We start from the raw sequence: 16,699 nt of genomic DNA, 5'->3' as shown, positions 1-16,699 counted from the left end.
GAATACGATGTTTGGATGTTGTCGATAACGAACGGTTCATTTTTCAATGGGTCGCATCCGCTCGTCGAAGCAGCGCTCAGCGATGAGCCAGGGTTGGCTGCTGTTGCAAGGTTCGGTTGAACACCTCTACCCAGTGGACGCTGCACAGTTGCCGGATCTGTCCGCTGTCAGGCTTATGATCGCTGCCCTCCAGGGCCTGATCCAGCAAGGTGCGTAACCGGTCGAGGCTAAGCAGCAGGATATCGCCCAGCAGGCTGTCGAAGGTCATGGCGCCGCAACGCAGGGCGTCGAGTACGTCCTCGATGGCTTGTGGTGGCGGCATCTGTGTGTTGAGCTCGACGTAACCCAAGTTGCCTTTGAGCGTATGGATCAGGCGAAACAGCTCGCGCAGTCTTTCCGCGCTTTTGGGCGCTCGTTCAAACTCGATCAGCAGTGGTTCGCAGCGTGGTAGCTGCTCGGCGGCTTCGAGGCGAAAGTCTTCCAGCAGGTCGCTGGGCAGGTTGCTGCGCATGGTCGTTCTCCTGGCGGGAGGCTTCATCGATTATAGAAGCCATCTGCCGGGCGGCTGCGTCATGGCGATTTACGCTATATAATCCCGCTCTTTATCGGCGTGCGACGTACAGTTGGACGTTTGCTGCGGTGTGGCTCCTGCCCAGGGCGCTGGGGGCTGCCTGACCTATCCAAGACCTTAGAGAAGCGAAACACGATCATGATGCGCAGCCACTATTGCGGCCAGTTGAACGAGAGCCTGGATGGCCAGGAAATCACCCTTTGCGGCTGGGTACATCGTCGCCGTGACCATGGCGGGGTGATCTTCCTCGATATCCGTGATCGTGAAGGCCTGGCCCAGGTGGTATTCGATCCTGATCGTGCCGAGAGCTTCGCCAAGGCCGACCGCGTGCGCAGCGAATACGTGGTGAAGATCACCGGCAAGGTTCGCCTGCGTCCGGCCGGTGCGGTCAACCCGAACATGGCCTCCGGCGCCATCGAAGTGCTGGGCTATGAACTGGAAGTTTTGAACGAGGCGGAAACCCCACCGTTCCCGCTCAACGAATACAGTGACGTTGGCGAGGAAACCCGTCTGCGCTATCGATTCATCGATCTGCGCCGTCCGGAAATGGCCGAGAAGCTTAAGCTGCGTTCGCGCATCACCTCGAGCATCCGCCGTTACCTGGATGACAACGGTTTCCTCGATGTCGAGACGCCGATCCTGACCCGCGCCACGCCGGAAGGCGCGCGCGACTACCTGGTGCCGAGCCGCACCCACGCTGGCAGCTTCTTCGCCCTGCCGCAGTCGCCGCAGTTGTTCAAGCAACTGCTGATGGTCGCCGGCTTCGACCGCTACTATCAGATCGCCAAGTGCTTCCGCGACGAAGACCTGCGCGCCGACCGCCAGCCGGAATTTACCCAGATCGACATCGAGACCAGCTTCCTCGATGAAAAAGACATCATGGACATCACCGAGACCATGGTGCGCAACCTGTTCAAGGAAGTGCTGGACGTCGAGTTCGGTGAGCTGCCGCACATGACCCTGGCCGAAGCCATGCGCCGCTTTGGCTCGGACAAGCCGGACCTGCGCATTCCGCTGGAGCTGGTGGATGTGGAGGATCAGCTCAAGGACGTCGAGTTCAAGGTTTTCGCCGGCCCGGCCAACGACCCGAAATGCCGCGTAACCGCGCTGCGCGTACCGGGTGGGGCGAGCATGCCGCGCAAGCAGATCGACGACTACACCAAGTTCGTCGGCATCTACGGCGCCAAGGGCCTGGCCTATATCAAGGTCAACGAGCGTGCGGCCGGCGTTGACGGTCTGCAGTCGCCGATCGTCAAGAACATCCCGCTGGATAACATCAACGTCATCCTCGACCGCGTTGGCGCTGTCGACGGCGATATCGTGTTCTTCGGTGCCGACAAGGCCAAGATCGTCAGCGAAGCCCTGGGCGCGCTGCGCATCAAGCTGGGTCATGACCTCAATCTGTTCACCTGCGAGTGGGCGCCGCTGTGGGTCGTCGACTTCCCGATGTTCGAAGAGAACGATGACGGTAGCCTGACCGCCATGCACCACCCGTTCACCGCGCCGAAGTGCACCCCCGAGGAGCTGGAGGCCAATCCGGCTGCCGCGCTGTCGCGTGCCTACGACATGGTGCTCAACGGCACCGAGCTGGGTGGCGGTTCGATCCGTATCCACGACAAGGCCATGCAGCAGACCGTGTTCCGTGTGCTTGGCATCAGCGAAGAGGAGCAGCAGGAGAAGTTCGGCTTCCTGCTCGATGCACTCAAGTACGGTGCGCCGCCCCATGGTGGTTTGGCCTTCGGTCTGGATCGTCTGGTGATGCTGATGACCGGCGCACAGTCGATCCGCGAAGTGATTGCCTTCCCGAAAACCCAGAGTGCGGCCTGCGTCATGACTCAGGCGCCGGGTATTGTCGACAACAAGTCGCTGCGCGAGCTGCACATTCGCCTGCGCGAGCAACCCAAGGCCGAATAAGCCTGTCAAAGAAGCCTGGAGATTCCAGGCTTCTTCGTTATGGGGTGGAGACTCAAACTCTTACGCCCCGGTAATCGTGAAACCTTATAGATGGAGTGAGTTATGGCTGGTCATTCCAAATGGGCCAATATCAAGCACCGCAAGGGGCGTCAGGACGCCAAACGGGGCAAGATCTTCACCAAGCTGATTCGTGAACTGACGGTCGCTGCCAAGCACGGCGGGCCGATTCCGGCGGATAACCCGCGTCTGCGCCTGGCCGTGGACAAGGCGCTGACCAATAACATGTCGCGTGACGTGATCGACCGCGCCATCGCCCGCGGCGCCGGCAACAACGAAGCCGACAACGTCGTCGAGTTCAGCTACGAGGGCTACGCACCCAGCGGTGTGGCGATCATCGTCGAAGTGATGACCGACAACCGTAACCGTACCGCTGCCGAAGTGCGCCATGCCTTCACCAAGTGTGGTGGCAACCTGGGCACTGACGGTTCGGTGGCCTACATGTTCGAGCGCAAGGGCCAGATCAGCTTCGCGCCGGGTGTCGATGAGGACGCGCTGATGGAAGCCGCCCTGGAAGCCGGTGCCGATGATGTAGAGATGGGGGAGGATGGCTCGGCCCTGGTGTGGACCAGCTTCACCGAGTTCCATGCCGTCAACGAAGCACTGAGCGCTGCTGGTTTCAAGGCCGAGGAAGCGGAAATCGCCATGATCCCCTCGATCAGCGCGCCGATTGCCGATCTGGAAACCGCGCAGAAGGTCTTCAAGCTGATCGACATGCTCGAAGACCTGGATGACGTGCAGAACGTCTACCACAACGCCGAAGTCGCTGACGAGATCATGGAGCAGCTCGGCTGAAGCTGTAGCCCGGAGGTGTAGGGTGAGTAGGGTGGAGTCCGTGTGTGTCCGCTATGGGTAAGCGGCCCTGGTGGGCTGAAGCCCACCCTACGCTCCCCCTGCGTCTGCCCAGCGCCCCTTCTGCGGTTTTCTCTGGTTCCTCAGGTGCGTCACGAGTGACGGCGCATGAGGACGCCCGTATACTCGCCAACTGGATAAATAGACAGTTGCCGACATGACCCTCATCCTAGGAATCGATCCCGGTTCGCGTATTACCGGCTATGGCGTGGTTCGCGATACCGGGCGCGGTTGCGAGTATGTGGCCTCGGGCTGCATTCGCACGGGTAATGGACCTTTGGCCGAGCGCCTGCAGATCGTCTTTCGCGGCGTCAGCGAGGTGATTCGCACCCATGGCCCGGTGACCATGGGCATCGAGCAGGTGTTCATGGCGCGTAATGCCGACTCGGCGCTCAAGTTGGGGCAGGCGCGCGGTGCGGCCATCGTCGCAGCGGTGGAGGCGGGGCTGGAAGTCAGCGAATACACCGCTACCCAGGTCAAGCAGACGGTAGTCGGCACCGGCGCGGCGGACAAGCAACAGGTGCAGATGATGGTCATGCACCTGCTCAAGCTGGTGCAAAAGCCGCAGATCGACGCCTCCGATGCCCTGGGCATCGCCCTGTGCCATGCCCACCATCGACAAAGTCTCATTCCCCATGGGCTGGCCGGCGCCAAGCGGCGTGGCGGCCGTCTTCGTTTGTAATCGGATCAAAGGAATACAGTGGTGATCGGACGTTTGCGCGGCACCCTGGCGGAAAAGCAGCCGCCACATTTGCTTCTGGATGTGAATGGCGTCGGTTATGAGCTGGAAGTGCCGATGACGACCCTTTATCGTCTGCCTGCAGTGGGTGAGCCGCTGACCCTGCACACTCATCTGGTCGTGCGTGAGGATGCGCACCTGCTCTATGGCTTTTTCGAGAAGCGTGAGCGTGAGCTGTTCCGTGAACTGATTCGTCTCAATGGCGTCGGCCCCAAGCTGGCGCTGGCGTTGATGTCGGGGCTCGAAGTTGATGAACTGGTGCGTTGCGTGCAGGCACAGGACACCGCAGCGCTGGTCAAGGTGCCGGGAGTCGGCAAGAAAACCGCCGAGCGACTGCTGGTAGAACTCAAGGATCGCTTCAAGGCCTGGGAGTCGATACCGTCCATCGCGCCTCTGGTGGTTGAACCTCAACTGGCTCAGGCAGTCTCAAGCGCGGAGAATGACGCCGTCAGTGCCCTGATATCCCTCGGCTACAAGCCGCAGGAGGCCAGCCGAGCAGTTGCCGCCGTCAAGGAGGATGGTATGAGCAGTGAAGATTTGATCCGGCGCGCGCTGCGCGGCATGGCGTAGGGTGGGTGACGCCTTTTCATCCACCGGCCTTCTGCTGGGAAATGCTGCATGGTTTGCCGCCCGGCAGGGCAATTCAATGGATTTTTAGTGGAATGCCTCGATGATCGAAGCTGATCGCCTGATTACCGCCGCCCCCCGCGAGCGCGAAGAGCAGCAGGATAGAGCCATTCGTCCGCTGCGTCTGGCCGACTACATCGGTCAGCCCGTCGTGCGCGAACAGATGGCGCTGTTCATCCAGGCTGCGCGGGGTAGGGTGGAAGCACTCGACCATACGCTGATCTTCGGCCCGCCGGGCCTGGGTAAGACCACCCTGGCCAATATCATCGCCGAAGAAATGGGCAGTTCGATCAAGAGCACTTCCGGACCGGTGCTTGAGCGACCGGGTGATCTGGCCGCGCTGCTGACCAACCTGGAAAGTGGCGATGTATTGTTTATCGACGAAATTCATCGCCTGTCGCCGGTGGTTGAGGAAGTGCTGTATCCGGCCATGGAAGACTTCCAGCTCGACATCATGATCGGCGAGGGCCCGGCGGCGCGGTCGATCAAGCTCGACCTGCCGCCCTTCACCCTGGTCGGTGCCACCACCCGTGCCGGCATGCTGACCAATCCTTTGCGTGACCGTTTCGGTATCGTTCAGCGCCTGGAGTTCTATGGTGTTGATGACCTGGCCACCATCGTCGCGCGCTCGGCCGGAATTCTCGGCTTGCCCATCGAGGCCAAGGGCGCCTTCGAGATTGCCCGTCGCGCGCGCGGCACGCCGCGTATCGCCAATCGCCTGCTGCGCCGGGTGCGCGATTTTGCCGAGGTACGTGGTACTGGCCACATCACCCCATCGATTGCCGATCAGGCACTGAATCTGCTGGATGTCGACGAACGCGGTTTCGATCACTCCGACCGCCGCTTGCTGCTGGCCATGATCGAGAAGTTCGACGGCGGCCCGGTAGGGCTGGACAGTCTGGCGGCAGCCATCGGCGAGGAACGCCACACCATCGAGGACGTGCTCGAGCCCTATCTGATTCAACAGGGCTACATGATGCGCACCCCGCGCGGGCGTGTGGTCACGCGTCATGCCTACCTGCACTTCGGGCTGAATATTCCCAGGCGCGCTGGCGAGCAGGCCGCTGGCGATCTTTTCGCGGCAGGTGACGAATGACGAAAAAATTGTTACCAGGCCGGATTGGCAAGCCGCAGGCCGAGGACTAGAGTATGTGCGCGCAAAACGGAGTCCAGCCGTTCAGCCACCATTGCCGGGTCTATTACGAAGATACCGATGCGGGCGGCATCGTCTACTACGTCAACTACCTCAAATTCATGGAGCGGGCTCGCACCGAGCGCCTGCGTGAACTGGGTTATGCCCAGTCGACGCTTGCCGGTGAGGGCCTGTTGTTCGTCGTGCATTCGGCCGAAGCGCGTTATCACGCGCCGGCACGTCTGGATGACCAGCTGGTGATCAGCGCCGATGTAATCGCATTGAACCGTGCCAGCCTGCGCTTTCGTCAACAGGTCAGGCGGGCTGCGGATGATGTGCTGCTCTGCGAAGGGCAGTTTCTGGTGGCCTGTGTGCGCGCCGACAACTTGAAACCCCGGGCCATTCCCGAGCCTCTGCGACATGCGTTCGCCGGGACGCAGGCGCCGGGTCCAATTGCAGCAGGAGAGTAAGCGTGGAAGCCAACGTAGACAATATGTCGGTCTGGAGCCTGATCAGTCATGCCAGCCTGGTGGTGCAGCTGGTCATGCTCACCCTGGTGGCGGCGTCCGTCATATCTTGGGTGATGATCTTCCAGCGCAGCACCGCCATTCGTGCCGCCAAGCGCGCGCTGGACAACTTCGAAGACCGTTTCTGGTCCGGCATCGACTTGTCCAAACTGTATCGCCAGGCCGGCAGCAACCCGGATCCGGACTCTGGCCTGGAGCAGATTTTCCGCGCCGGCTTCAAGGAGTTTTCGCGCCTGCGTCAGCAGCCGGGCGTTGACCCGGATGCCGTGATGGATGGTGTGTCGCGTGCCATGCGCGTGGCCATCTCCCGAGAAGAGGAGAAATTGGAGACCGCTCTGCCGTTCCTGGCAACCGTCGGTTCCACCAGCCCGTATATCGGTCTGTTCGGCACCGTATGGGGCATCATGAATTCCTTCCTGGGCCTGTCCCAGGTGCAGCAAGCCACGCTGGCTACCGTTGCCCCGGGCATTGCCGAGGCGCTGATCGCGACCGCCATCGGCCTGTTCGCGGCGATTCCGGCAGTCATCGCCTACAACCGCTTCTCTGCCCGTGGCGAGATGTTGATCGGTCGTTATTACACCTTCGCTGACGAGTTCCAGGCCATCCTGCACCGCAAAGTGCATACCTCGGAAGAATAAGGCGAGCGAAGAGGACAGGTTTTTACCATGGCGAGAATTCGCAACAGACGCAAGCCGGTCGCCGAGATGAACGTGGTGCCCTACATCGACGTGATGCTGGTGCTGCTGGTCATCTTCATGGTCACCGCGCCGATGCTCAATCAGGGGGTCAAGGTCGACTTGCCCAAAGTCAGCAGCGAGGTGTTGCCGCAGGATAACGACGCCCTGGTGCTGACCATCTCGATCAAGGCCGACAAGACCTACTACTGGAACATGGGCAGCGAGGTCGATGTCGATACCGAGCAGGAACGTGCCGTCAATCTCGAGCAGATGACCCAGGCCGTGTCGGCCATCATCAGTGAGAATCGCCGTCAGGGTAAGCAGGTGCAGGTGTTCGTGCGCGGTGATAAGTCGGTTGATTACGGCACGGTCATGGCGGCCATGGGAGGCTTGCAGCAGGCCGATGTCGGCAATGTCGGACTGATAACCGAGGCGCCTTGATGCAGCACGAGCGCACGCAGTCGGAAAGCTACTTCTGGCCTGTAGTCTGGGCAGTGGGTCTGCACGTACTCATCTTTGCCATGCTGTTCGTCAGTGTCGCCTTCACCCCGGAGCTGCCACCGGCGCGCCCGGTGGTTCAGGCTACGCTGTACCAGTTGCAGTCGCAGAGTCAGGCCACTACACAGACCACGCAAAAGGTCGCCGGCGAAGCACAGAAAACCTCCGCGCCGCAGTTCGAGGCCGAAAGGCTGGAGCAGAAGAAGGCCGAGGAGCAGAAGGTCGCAGCCGCCAAACGTGCCGAGGAACAAAAACAGGCTGAGCAGGCCAAAGCCGAAGCTGCCAAGGCTGAAGCAGCGAAGAAGGCCGAGGCCGAGAAGGCCGCCGAGCAGAAGCGCCAGGCCGATATCGCCAAGAAGCGCGCTGAGGAAGAGGCGAAGAAAAAAGCCGCTGAAGAGGCCAAGAAAAAGGCCGCTGCAGAAGAGGCGAAGAAAAAGGCAGCCGCCGAAGCCGCGAAAAAGAAAGCGGCCGAGGATGCCAAACGCAAGGCTGAAGATGCACGACGCAAGGCCGCCGAGGATCAGAAGGCCGCAGCCCTGGCCGAACTGCTGTCGGATAATGTGCAGAACCAGCAGGCGCTGGCCGAGACCCATGGTGGCCAGGTGGCCGGCAACCTCGATGATCTGATCATCAAGCTGATCACCGAGAATTGGCAGCGGCCGATGTCGGCCCGTCGTGGCATGAGTGTCGAGCTGGTGATCCAGATGTTGCCCGATGGCACCATCACCAACGCCAGCGTATCGCGCTCCAGTGGCGATGCGCCGTTCGATAATTCGGCCGTGGCAGCTGTACGTAACGTCGGGCGTATTCCCGAGATGCAACAATTGGATCGCGCTACCTTCGACAGTCGGTACAGGCAGCGTCGCGTTATTTTCAAACCGGAGGATTGAGCGCTGTGAACAACCTGATTCGTATCGCCCTGCTGGGGCTGGTCATGCTGGTCGGTAGCGTCCAGGCGGCCGATCCGCTGGTGATCTCCCAGGGCGCCGACCGCGCCACGCCCATCGCCGTCGTGCCCTTTGGCTGGCAGGGCGGTTCGGTATTGCCCGAAGACATGTCGCAGATCATCGGTAATGACCTGCGCAACTCCGGCTACTTCGAGCCGATCCCTCGGCAGAACATGATCAGTCTGCCGACCCAGGCCAGCGAGGTCATCTACCGCGACTGGAAAGCCCTCGGCGCCCAGTACCTGCTGGTCGGCAACATCGTGCCCAATGGAGGCCGGCTGCAGGTGCAGTACGCGCTGTTCAACGTCAACACCGAGCAGCAGATCATGACCGGCAATGTCGGTGGTGGCACCGATCAGTTGCGCGATATGGCACACCATATCGCCGACCAGTCGTTCGAGAAGCTCACCGGCGTCAAGGGCGCGTTCTCCACGCGTCTGCTGTACGTCACGGCCGAGCGCATGGGTGCCAACAACACCCGTTATACCCTGCAGCGCTCCGATTACGACGGTGCCCGCGCGGTGACCCTGCTGCAGTCGCGCGAGCCGATCCTGTCACCTTCGTTCGCGCCTGATGGCCGTCGTATTGCCTACGTGTCGTTCGAGCAGCGTCGTCCGCGCATCTTCGTGCAGCATATTGACACTGGCCGCCGCGAGCAGATCACCAATTTCGAGGGCCTCAACGGCGCGCCTGCCTGGTCGCCGGATGGCAATCGCCTAGCCTTCGTGCTGTCCAAGGACGGCAATCCGGAAATCTACGTGATGGACATGGGCAGCCGGCAGATGCGCCGCGTCACCAACCATTACGCCATCGATACCGAACCCTTCTGGGGTAAGGATGGTCAGACCCTTTACTTCACCTCGGATCGTGCGGGTCGTCCGCAGATCTACAAGACCAACATCAATAGCGGGGCAGTGGAGCGAGTGACCTTTGTCGGTAACTACAACGCCAACCCAAAATTGTCGGCTGATGAAAAGACCCTGGTGATGATTCATCGTCAGGATGGCTTCACCGTGTTCAGGGTGGCTGCCCAGGACCTGGAAACCAACCGTTTGCGCATACTTTCAGACACAAGTTTGGATGAGTCGCCCACTGTTGCGCCCAATGGCACCATGGTAATCTACGCCACCCGCCAGCAGGGCCGGGGAGTCTTGATGTTGGCGTCCATCAATGGACGCGTGAGGCTCCCTCTTCCTACCGCTCAAGGCGAAGTTCGAGAGCCTTCTTGGTCCCCTTACCTGAACTGATGCGGTGCTACACCTTTTTGCTTAACACAACTGGGGTTCATTAGGAGTTACATGATGGAAATGCTGAAATTCGGTAAGTTCGCTGCACTGTCCCTGGCTCTCGCCGTTGCCGTAGGTTGCTCCTCCAAAGGCGGCGACGCTGCTGGCGAAGGCGCAGTTGACCCGAACGCTGGCTACGGTGCCAACACTGGCGCTGTCGATGGCAGCCTGAGCGAAGAAGCGGCTCTGCGCGCTATCACCACTTTCTACTTCGATTACGACAGCTCCGACCTGAAAGCCGAAGCCATGCGCGCTCTGGACGTACACGCCAAGGACCTGAAAGGCAACGGCGCTCGCGTCGTTCTGGAAGGCCACACTGACGAGCGCGGTACCCGTGAGTACAACATGGCTCTGGGCGAGCGTCGTGCCAAGGCCGTGCAGCGTTACCTGGTTCTGCAGGGCGTCTCCCCGGCTCAGCTGGAAGTCGTTTCCTACGGCAAAGAGCGTCCGGTTGCCACTGGCCACGACGAGCAGTCCTGGGCTCAGAACCGTCGCGTAGAGCTGCGTAAGTAAGCTGCTATGCGTGATTGCCGCCGTATCCTGACCCTTCTGACGCTCGCCTTGCCGTTCGCGGTGATGGCGGAAGTTCCCGTACTGGAAAGCAGCTCCATGCAACAGGGCAGCAGCTTTCCACCGGCGGGTTATGGTACGGCCGGCGCCTCTGTCGGAGCGGGTTCGCAAGCGCCCGCTTCTGCACAGGGTATGCTGTTCATCCAGCTCGAGCAGATGCAGCAGGAAATTGCCCAGCTGCGTGGCATGGTCGAAGAGCAGCAGAATGAAATTCAGCGCCTCAAGCAGGAAGGTCTGGAGCGTTACCAGGATCTGGACCAACGCATTTCTTCCGGCGCCGCTGCCGGTGGAGCTCCCGCACAGAATTCAGCCACTGGCGCGATCAACGCCAGTGGCACCCCGACGCCACCTGCCGCACAACAGCAGGCCAGCGCCGAGCCGGGTGATCCGGCCAAGGAAAAACTCTATTACGACGCTGCCTTCGACCTGATCAAGGCCAAGGACTTCGACAAGGCGTCGCAGGCGTTCAGCGCCTTTCTCAATCGTTATCCCAACAGCCAGTACGCGGGTAACGCGCAGTATTGGCTGGGCGAAGTGAATCTGGCCAAGGGTGATCTGCAAGCAGCCGCTCAAGCCTTTGCCAAGGTCAGCCAGGCCTACCCGAGTCACGCCAAGGTGCCGGATTCGCTGTTCAAGCTGGCCGATGTCGAACGTCGCCTGGGTCACAACGACAAGGCCCGTGGCATCCTTCAGCAAGTCATCGCGCAGTACCCGGGTAGCTCGGCCGCCCAGCTGGCCCAGCGCGATCTGCAGCGGCTGTAAGCCAGCAATTGACGAAAACCCGCGCCCGTCGCGGGTTTTTCTTATCTGGCCTCGCGTGATCCATTAGAATGCGCGCTCGCATGCGAGGCGGGGTTTCAGCTCGGCTGATGTCCTTGTCGCCATGCCCTGTCGAATGTCGGCCACTGCCGGCGTTCCTGTCTTTCAACGCAACGGAAGCGGATGGCCTGTTTCGTCATCACGCTCGTGGCTACCATGCAAGAAACTCTGCGCATCACCGAGATTTTCTACTCGTTGCAAGGGGAGACGCGTACCGCCGGCTTGCCGACGGTATTTGTGCGCCTTACCGGCTGCCCTCTGCGCTGTCAGTACTGTGACACTGCCTACGCCTTCAGTGGCGGCGAGATCGTCACGCTGGACAGTATCCTCGACCAGGTGGCCGCCTATCGGCCGCGCTACGTCTGCGTCACTGGCGGCGAGCCGCTGGCTCAACCCAACTGCATTGCCTTGCTTGCGCGTCTGTGTGATGCCGGCTACGAGGTGTCGCTGGAGACCAGTGGGGCACTCGACGTCTCAGCGGTCGATGCCCGGGTCAGCAAGGTGCTCGATCTGAAGACGCCTGGATCTGCTGAAGTGCAGCGCAATCGCTACGAGAACGTCCAGTGGCTGACACGCAACGATCAGGTCAAGTTCGTCATCTGCTCGCGTGAAGACTACGACTGGGCAGTATCCAAATTGATCGAATATGACCTGGCTGCTCGAGCCGGCGAAGTGCTGTTCTCGCCCAGCCACAAACAGGTCGATGCACGTGCGCTGGCAGACTGGATCGTGGCCGACAACCTGCCCGTACGCCTGCAATTGCAGTTGCACAAGATTCTCTGGAACGACGAGCCGGGACACTGAACATGAACGACAAGAAAGCGGTCATCCTCCTTTCCGGTGGCCTGGACTCGGCCACGGTCATCGCCATGGCCAAGGCCGAGGGGTACGCCTGTTACAGCATGAGTTTCGACTATGGCCAGCGCCATCGCGCCGAGTTGCAGGCAGCCGAGCGTGTGGCGCGGCAACTGGGTGTAGTCGAGCACAAGGTGATCGGCCTGAACCTCAACGGCATCGGTGGTTCCGCGCTCACCGACAGCAGCATCGCCGTGCCTGAATCGCCCACTGAAGGGATTCCCGCCACCTACGTGCCGGCGCGTAATACGGTATTTCTGGCGCTTGCCTTGGGCTGGGCCGAGGTGCTCGAGGCGCGCGACATCTTCATTGGCGTCAACGCGGTGGACTATTCGGGCTATCCCGATTGCCGTCCTGAGTTCGTCGAGGCGTTCGAGCGCATGGCCAACCTGGCGACCAGGGCAGGTGTCGAAGGGCAGGGTTTCAGCATTCGCGCACCGTTGCAGCAGATGAGCAAGGGCGAGATCATCCAGGCGGGCATGCGCCTGGGCGTGGACTATGCGTTGACGGTCTCCTGCTACCGGGCCGATGACGAGGGCCGCGCCTGTGGCAAATGCGACAGCTGCCGCCTGCGTGCCGCCGGTTTCGCTGCTGCCGGCGTACCCGATGTCACGCGCTACTATTGAAAATAATTTCGTGAAGTGTTGATTTCCTGAATTAAATCAGTATCATGCGCCTCGCGTTGGGTCGTTAGCTCAGTTGGTAGAGCAGTTGGCTTTTAACCAATTGGTCGTAGGTTCGAATCCTACACGACCCACCAGATCGCAAAAGCCAGTCGTCAGACTGGCTTTTTTTTGCTCTCGGAAAAGTCCTCTGGCTGATGCTGCATCGCCTGTGGTGATGTGGAGTCAGGGGCTATACTCGCAGCTCGCTCAAGAGCACCGCAGGTTCGATGACATGACGCAGATTTCCGAACGCCTTCTGGTTCAGGCCCACCTCGATGCCAAACAGCCCAAACCGCTGACAGCCGAGGAGGAGGCCTTCTATCGCCGCGAAATCGCCGCTGAGCTGAAGAAGCAGAACGCGGTGCTGGTGGCGCACTACTACTGCGATCCGGTGATCCAGGCGCTGGCCGAGGAAACCGGCGGCTGCGTTTCCGACTCCCTGGAAATGGCCCGCTTCGGCAATCAGCACCCAGCGCAGACCGTGGTGGTGGCCGGGGTCAAGTTCATGGGCGAGACGGCGAAGATCCTCAACCCGGAAAAGCGCGTGCTGATGCCGACCCTGGAGGCGACCTGTTCGCTGGATCTGGGTTGTCCGGTGGACGAATTCTCGGCCTTTTGCGATCAGCACCCCGAGCGTACCGTGGTGGTGTATGCCAATACGTCGGCGGCGGTGAAGGCGCGTGCCGACTGGGTGGTGACCTCCAGCTGCGCGCTGGAGATTGTCGAGAGCCTGATGGACAACGGTGAGACCATCATCTGGGCGCCGGACAAGCATCTGGGCAACTACATCCAGCGCGAGACCGGTGCCGATATGCTGCTGTGGGACGGTGCCTGTATCGTCCATGAGGAGTTCAAATCCAAGCAGTTGCTGGACATGAAGGCGCTGTACCCTGATGCCGCCATTCTGGTGCACCCGGAGTCGCCGCAGAACGTGGTGGAGCTGGCCGATGCCGTGGGTTCCACCAGTCAGCTGATCAAGGCCGCGCAGACCCTGCCCAACTCGACATTCATCGTCGCCACTGATCGCGGCATCTTCTACAAGATGCAGCAGCTGTGCCCGGACAAGACCTTCATCGAGGCGCCGACGGCGGGTAACGGTGCCGCCTGCCGCAGCTGCGCGCACTGCCCGTGGATGGCGATGAATACGCTGGAGCGCGTGCTGACCGGCTTGCGTCAGGGCTCCGGCGAGATTCATGTCGAGCCGGCGCTGATTCCCAGGGCGATCAAGCCGCTCAAGCGCATGCTCGATTTCACCCAGGCGGCGCGGCTGAAGGTCGCCGGTAACGCCTGATAGGCATGCAGTAAAAGGAAGCCCAGCCAATGCTGGGCTTCTTGCTTTACATAGCCCAATGAGATGGACTCCTCCCTCCTACGGCGTCATTGCGCCAGACTGAAGGTTGTAAAACAAGCAATCCCGGAGGGGGAGCCCGCATGAAACTTAAACGCATAGGCGTGGATTTGGCAAAGCAGGTTTTTCAAGTTCATGGTGTCGACAGCCATGAGCAGGTCAAATGCCGCAAGCAACTCAAACGGCATCAGATGCTGGATTTTTTCCGCCAACTGGAGCCGTGTGTGGTGGCGATGGAGGCCTGTGGCAGCGCGCATTACTGGGCCCGTGAATTAGGCAAGCTGGGGCATGAGGTGCGTTTAATTGCTCCGCAGTTCGTCAAGCCTTACGTGAAAGGCGGCAAGAACGACGCGAACGATGCGCAGGCAATTTGTGAAGCGGCCAGCAGGCCCACCATGCGTTATGTCGAGGTCAAGACAGTAGAGCAACAGGCGAGCCAGTCGGTGCATCGGATCAGAGGTCGGCTGATCAAGGCTCGAACAGCATTAGTCAACGAAGTTCGTGGGTTGCTGGCCGAGTTTGGTTTGATCGAATCACGCAAAGGCGTTGCGGCAACCCGCGAACTACTGTGTCGGGCGATCGATGATTCAGATAGCAGCATGCCTGGCACGATGCGAGAGCTGCTGAGGGGGTTGAGCGAAGAGTTGCAAGGGTATGACGAGCGCTTGAAAAAGCTGGAACAACTGATCCAGCGCGAGGCGCGCGAGGATGAGCGGGTCAGACGCTTAATGAAGATCGAGGGGCTCGGCCCGATCAGTGCCACGGCCATCGTCAGTGCTGTTGGCGATGCCAGACAGTTTGCCAGTGGCAGGCAATTCGCGGCCTGGCTGGGACTGGTGCCCAGTCAATACTCCACAGGGGGCAAGGAGCGCCTTGGGGGTATCAGCAAGCGCGGAGACAAATACTTGCGCACGTTGCTGATCCACGGATCGCGCTCAGTGCTCAAGCACTGCCAGAGCAAGACGGACAAGCGCAGTGATTGGCTGAGCCAGCTAATGTGCCGACGCAACAAGAACATCGCCACGGTAGCCTTGGCGAACAAGAATGCCCGGATTATCTGGGCGATCCTCAGCAAGGGTGAACAGTATCAGCCTTGCTGAACAGCAAAGCGCAACACCTGGAGACGCAACGTAGTAGAGATCCACTCGATTGCACAGTGACATGAACTGATGACGAACCGGTCGCACCGACCTGTGTGTAACCTGCTGCATCCATCGGCCCTCTGCTTTGCAAGGCCGCTAGCCCGGTTAGGCGCACAGGAGCGAAATTCATCATGGCTCAAGGCTAACGCCTTATCAGAAGTCGAATATACGGAAGCAGTCGTACCTAGGTTCAGAGGCAGATTATTTCACTGGCAAAACGGGAGGAGTCCATATACGGATGTAATCCGGGAATGGTGAGAGGCCAATACCCCCGGATTGCATCCAGGCTACGGCAACTTCGTCAGCTCAGCTTGCCCAATTCGCCGGCTCGTTAACCACATTGAGCAGCGCGCGCAGGCGGCCATATTCACGACCGTTGAAGGCAAAGGCCAGACGGGTCAGGTGGCACAGTTCCGGTTCGTCGCGCTCCTGCTCGCAGTAGGGTTGCTGGGTAAAGCCACCTTCCTTGCACAGGCTGGCGAAGTCGCTGTCCAGCATGACTAGAGCCGCCTCGTTGAGCGGATGATTGAGGCGAATCACGAAGCGATCCTTGAGCCAGCGGCTGGAGTGGAAGTTGCGATAGAAGTGGACGATTTCATCCACCGCTTCTTCGGCGCTGTACACCAGGTGCATCAGGTTCAGATCGCTGGGCAGGATGTAGCCATTGTCTTCAAGCTGGCGGCGCATGAAACCCAGGGCGTCCTTCCAGTAGCTGCCACCCGGCTGATCGAGCAGTACCACGGGCACCAGTGGGCTCTTGCCGGTCTGGATCAGGGTCAGCACTTCCAGCGCTTCGTCGAGGGTGCCGAAACCGCCGGGGCACAGCACCAGGCCATCGGCCTCCTTGACGAAGAACAGCTTGCGCAGGAAGAAGAAATGGAATGACAGCAGGTGGTTGCTGCCGCGCATCGTCGCGTTGGCCGTTTGTTCGAAGGGCAGGATGATGTTGAACCCCAGGCTGTTGTCCACGCCGGCGCCTTCATGGGCGGCGGCCATGATGCCGCCGCCTGCGCCGGTGATGACCATTAGGTCACGTTGCGCCAACCGTGCGCCCAGTTCACGAGCCTGCAGGTACAGCGGATGATCGGCTGGCGTGCGGGCCGAGCCAAATACGGTGACCTTGCGCCGGCGCTTGAGCTGTTCCAGTACACCGAAGGCATTTTCCATCTCGCGCAGGGTCTGCAGCATGATCTTGGCGTCCCAGCGGTTGCGGTCCGCCTGGGCCATATGGATCACGGTACTGAGCATTTCCCGGTACAGCTGCAGGTTCGGGCTGTTGCCGGGGGCTGCCAGTGCCACCAGTTCGTCGACCTTGCGGGTCAGGTCGACTTCGCTGGTTTGCACGTGGCGCGACAGATAGTCGTCCGCTTCGTAAGGCATGAAGGCTCTCCTGTTCTGAGCCGGGCGAGAGGTTGATGCGGCTCGCGCCCGTACCGGTTCCGTGATTATGGCGTTTCATGACGCTTGCCACAG

The 16,699-nt window shown here is 60.5% G+C and carries 18 protein-coding genes and 1 tRNA gene; 17 read left to right on the top strand and 2 right to left on the bottom strand.

The features are described 5' to 3' along the window. Window positions 1-76: 76 nt before the first annotated feature. Window positions 77-511, bottom strand: coding sequence for an Hpt domain-containing protein (locus tag N5J71_RS01825; protein ID WP_257597505.1), 435 nt, complete (start codon window positions 509-511; stop codon window positions 77-79). 198 nt (window positions 512-709) lie between these two features. Between N5J71_RS01825 and aspS the strand changes: the two genes are divergently transcribed. The 17 genes from aspS to N5J71_RS01740 all read left to right on the top strand — a co-directional run bounded on the left by aspS (window position 710) and on the right by N5J71_RS01740 (window position 15,184). Further along, window positions 710-2,485, top strand: coding sequence for an aspartate--tRNA ligase (gene aspS / locus N5J71_RS01820; RefSeq protein WP_257597504.1), 1,776 nt, complete (start codon window positions 710-712; stop codon window positions 2,483-2,485). Window positions 2,486-2,587: 102 nt separating this feature from the next. Then, on the top strand, window positions 2,588-3,337 hold the full coding sequence (locus N5J71_RS01815) for a YebC/PmpR family DNA-binding transcriptional regulator (RefSeq protein WP_279916182.1): 750 nt from the start codon (window positions 2,588-2,590) through the stop codon (window positions 3,335-3,337). 214 nt (window positions 3,338-3,551) lie between these two features. Then, complete coding sequence (gene ruvC, locus N5J71_RS01810) at window positions 3,552-4,076, top strand: crossover junction endodeoxyribonuclease RuvC (protein ID WP_004423469.1); 525 nt, start codon at window positions 3,552-3,554, stop codon at window positions 4,074-4,076. A 21-nt stretch (window positions 4,077-4,097) separates the two neighbouring features. Further along, window positions 4,098-4,703 carry a Holliday junction branch migration protein RuvA gene (ruvA, locus tag N5J71_RS01805; RefSeq protein ID WP_074860296.1) on the top strand — a complete coding sequence of 202 codons (606 nt, stop codon included), beginning with the start codon at window positions 4,098-4,100 and terminating at the stop codon, window positions 4,701-4,703. 100 nt (window positions 4,704-4,803) lie between these two features. After that, the gene (ruvB, locus tag N5J71_RS01800; RefSeq protein WP_116619560.1) at window positions 4,804-5,856 is read left to right on the top strand and encodes a Holliday junction branch migration DNA helicase RuvB; all 1,053 of its coding nucleotides are present in this window, start codon (window positions 4,804-4,806) and stop codon (window positions 5,854-5,856) included. Window positions 5,857-5,909: 53 nt separating this feature from the next. Continuing rightward, complete coding sequence (gene ybgC, locus N5J71_RS01795; RefSeq protein ID WP_074860293.1) at window positions 5,910-6,362, top strand: tol-pal system-associated acyl-CoA thioesterase; 453 nt, start codon at window positions 5,910-5,912, stop codon at window positions 6,360-6,362. 2 nt (window positions 6,363-6,364) lie between these two features. Next, window positions 6,365-7,057 carry a protein TolQ gene (gene tolQ, locus N5J71_RS01790; RefSeq protein WP_004423476.1) on the top strand — a complete coding sequence of 231 codons (693 nt, stop codon included), beginning with the start codon at window positions 6,365-6,367 and terminating at the stop codon, window positions 7,055-7,057. 27 nt (window positions 7,058-7,084) lie between these two features. Continuing rightward, window positions 7,085-7,537: a protein TolR gene (tolR, locus tag N5J71_RS01785; RefSeq protein ID WP_074860291.1), complete on the top strand. Its 453-nt coding sequence runs from the start codon at window positions 7,085-7,087 to the stop codon at window positions 7,535-7,537. Continuing rightward, on the top strand, window positions 7,537-8,484 hold the full coding sequence (gene tolA, locus N5J71_RS01780) for a cell envelope integrity protein TolA (protein ID WP_279916181.1): 948 nt from the start codon (window positions 7,537-7,539) through the stop codon (window positions 8,482-8,484). The genes tolR and tolA overlap by 1 nt, the downstream gene beginning before the upstream one ends. 5 nt (window positions 8,485-8,489) lie before the next feature. Continuing rightward, entirely contained in the window at window positions 8,490-9,788 is a 1,299-nt protein-coding gene (tolB, locus tag N5J71_RS01775) for a Tol-Pal system beta propeller repeat protein TolB (RefSeq protein ID WP_074860287.1), read from the top strand. Between the two features lie 54 nt (window positions 9,789-9,842). Next, window positions 9,843-10,340 carry a peptidoglycan-associated lipoprotein Pal gene (gene pal, locus N5J71_RS01770; protein WP_279916180.1) on the top strand — a complete coding sequence of 166 codons (498 nt, stop codon included), beginning with the start codon at window positions 9,843-9,845 and terminating at the stop codon, window positions 10,338-10,340. 6 nt (window positions 10,341-10,346) lie between these two features. Beyond that, window positions 10,347-11,159, top strand: coding sequence for a tol-pal system protein YbgF (gene ybgF / locus N5J71_RS01765; protein ID WP_074860284.1), 813 nt, complete (start codon window positions 10,347-10,349; stop codon window positions 11,157-11,159). A 213-nt stretch (window positions 11,160-11,372) separates the two neighbouring features. Then, a complete protein-coding gene (gene queE, locus N5J71_RS01760; protein WP_039964491.1) occupies window positions 11,373-12,020 on the top strand; it encodes a 7-carboxy-7-deazaguanine synthase QueE in 648 nt (215 codons plus the stop codon). A 2-nt stretch (window positions 12,021-12,022) separates the two neighbouring features. Then, on the top strand, window positions 12,023-12,697 hold the full coding sequence (queC, locus tag N5J71_RS01755; protein WP_279916179.1) for a 7-cyano-7-deazaguanine synthase QueC: 675 nt from the start codon (window positions 12,023-12,025) through the stop codon (window positions 12,695-12,697). Between the two features lie 58 nt (window positions 12,698-12,755). Beyond that, window positions 12,756-12,831, top strand: a tRNA-Lys gene (locus N5J71_RS01750). 137 nt (window positions 12,832-12,968) lie between these two features. Further along, window positions 12,969-14,027, top strand: coding sequence for a quinolinate synthase NadA (gene nadA / locus N5J71_RS01745; protein WP_169715538.1), 1,059 nt, complete (start codon window positions 12,969-12,971; stop codon window positions 14,025-14,027). Between the two features lie 140 nt (window positions 14,028-14,167). Beyond that, window positions 14,168-15,184 carry an IS110 family RNA-guided transposase gene (locus tag N5J71_RS01740; protein ID WP_038823683.1) on the top strand — a complete coding sequence of 339 codons (1,017 nt, stop codon included), beginning with the start codon at window positions 14,168-14,170 and terminating at the stop codon, window positions 15,182-15,184. A 348-nt stretch (window positions 15,185-15,532) separates the two neighbouring features. On the opposite strand, the gene N5J71_RS01735 is transcribed toward N5J71_RS01740, so the two are convergent. Then, complete coding sequence (locus N5J71_RS01735; RefSeq protein WP_004423493.1) at window positions 15,533-16,606, bottom strand: LOG family protein; 1,074 nt, start codon at window positions 16,604-16,606, stop codon at window positions 15,533-15,535. Window positions 16,607-16,699 lie beyond the last annotated feature (93 nt).

Origin of the sequence: Ectopseudomonas oleovorans (assembly GCF_029845265.1) — a bacterium.
In the GTDB taxonomy this organism is placed as follows: domain Bacteria; phylum Pseudomonadota; class Gammaproteobacteria; order Pseudomonadales; family Pseudomonadaceae; genus Aquipseudomonas; species Aquipseudomonas oleovorans.
This window is presented reverse-complemented; position numbering and strand designations above follow the sequence as displayed.

Bases quoted from the DNA above. Each gene is read 5' to 3' on its own strand.
- N5J71_RS01825 (WP_257597505.1), bottom strand. From the start codon at position 511: ATGCGCAGCAACCTGCCCAGCGACCTGCTGGAAGACTTTCGCCTCGAA.
- aspS (WP_257597504.1), top strand. From the start codon at position 710: ATGATGCGCAGCCACTATTGCGGCCAGTTGAACGAGAGCCTGGATGGC.
- N5J71_RS01815 (WP_279916182.1), top strand. From the start codon at position 2,588: ATGGCTGGTCATTCCAAATGGGCCAATATCAAGCACCGCAAGGGGCGT.
- ruvC (WP_004423469.1), top strand. From the start codon at position 3,552: ATGACCCTCATCCTAGGAATCGATCCCGGTTCGCGTATTACCGGCTAT.
- ruvB (WP_116619560.1), top strand. From the start codon at position 4,804: ATGATCGAAGCTGATCGCCTGATTACCGCCGCCCCCCGCGAGCGCGAA.
- ybgC (WP_074860293.1), top strand. From the start codon at position 5,910: ATGTGCGCGCAAAACGGAGTCCAGCCGTTCAGCCACCATTGCCGGGTC.
- tolR (WP_074860291.1), top strand. From the start codon at position 7,085: ATGGCGAGAATTCGCAACAGACGCAAGCCGGTCGCCGAGATGAACGTG.
- tolA (WP_279916181.1), top strand. From the start codon at position 7,537: ATGCAGCACGAGCGCACGCAGTCGGAAAGCTACTTCTGGCCTGTAGTC.
- pal (WP_279916180.1), top strand. From the start codon at position 9,843: ATGGAAATGCTGAAATTCGGTAAGTTCGCTGCACTGTCCCTGGCTCTC.
- ybgF (WP_074860284.1), top strand. From the start codon at position 10,347: ATGCGTGATTGCCGCCGTATCCTGACCCTTCTGACGCTCGCCTTGCCG.
- queE (WP_039964491.1), top strand. From the start codon at position 11,373: ATGCAAGAAACTCTGCGCATCACCGAGATTTTCTACTCGTTGCAAGGG.
- queC (WP_279916179.1), top strand. From the start codon at position 12,023: ATGAACGACAAGAAAGCGGTCATCCTCCTTTCCGGTGGCCTGGACTCG.
- nadA (WP_169715538.1), top strand. From the start codon at position 12,969: ATGACGCAGATTTCCGAACGCCTTCTGGTTCAGGCCCACCTCGATGCC.
- N5J71_RS01740 (WP_038823683.1), top strand. From the start codon at position 14,168: ATGAAACTTAAACGCATAGGCGTGGATTTGGCAAAGCAGGTTTTTCAA.
- N5J71_RS01735 (WP_004423493.1), bottom strand. From the start codon at position 16,606: ATGCCTTACGAAGCGGACGACTATCTGTCGCGCCACGTGCAAACCAGC.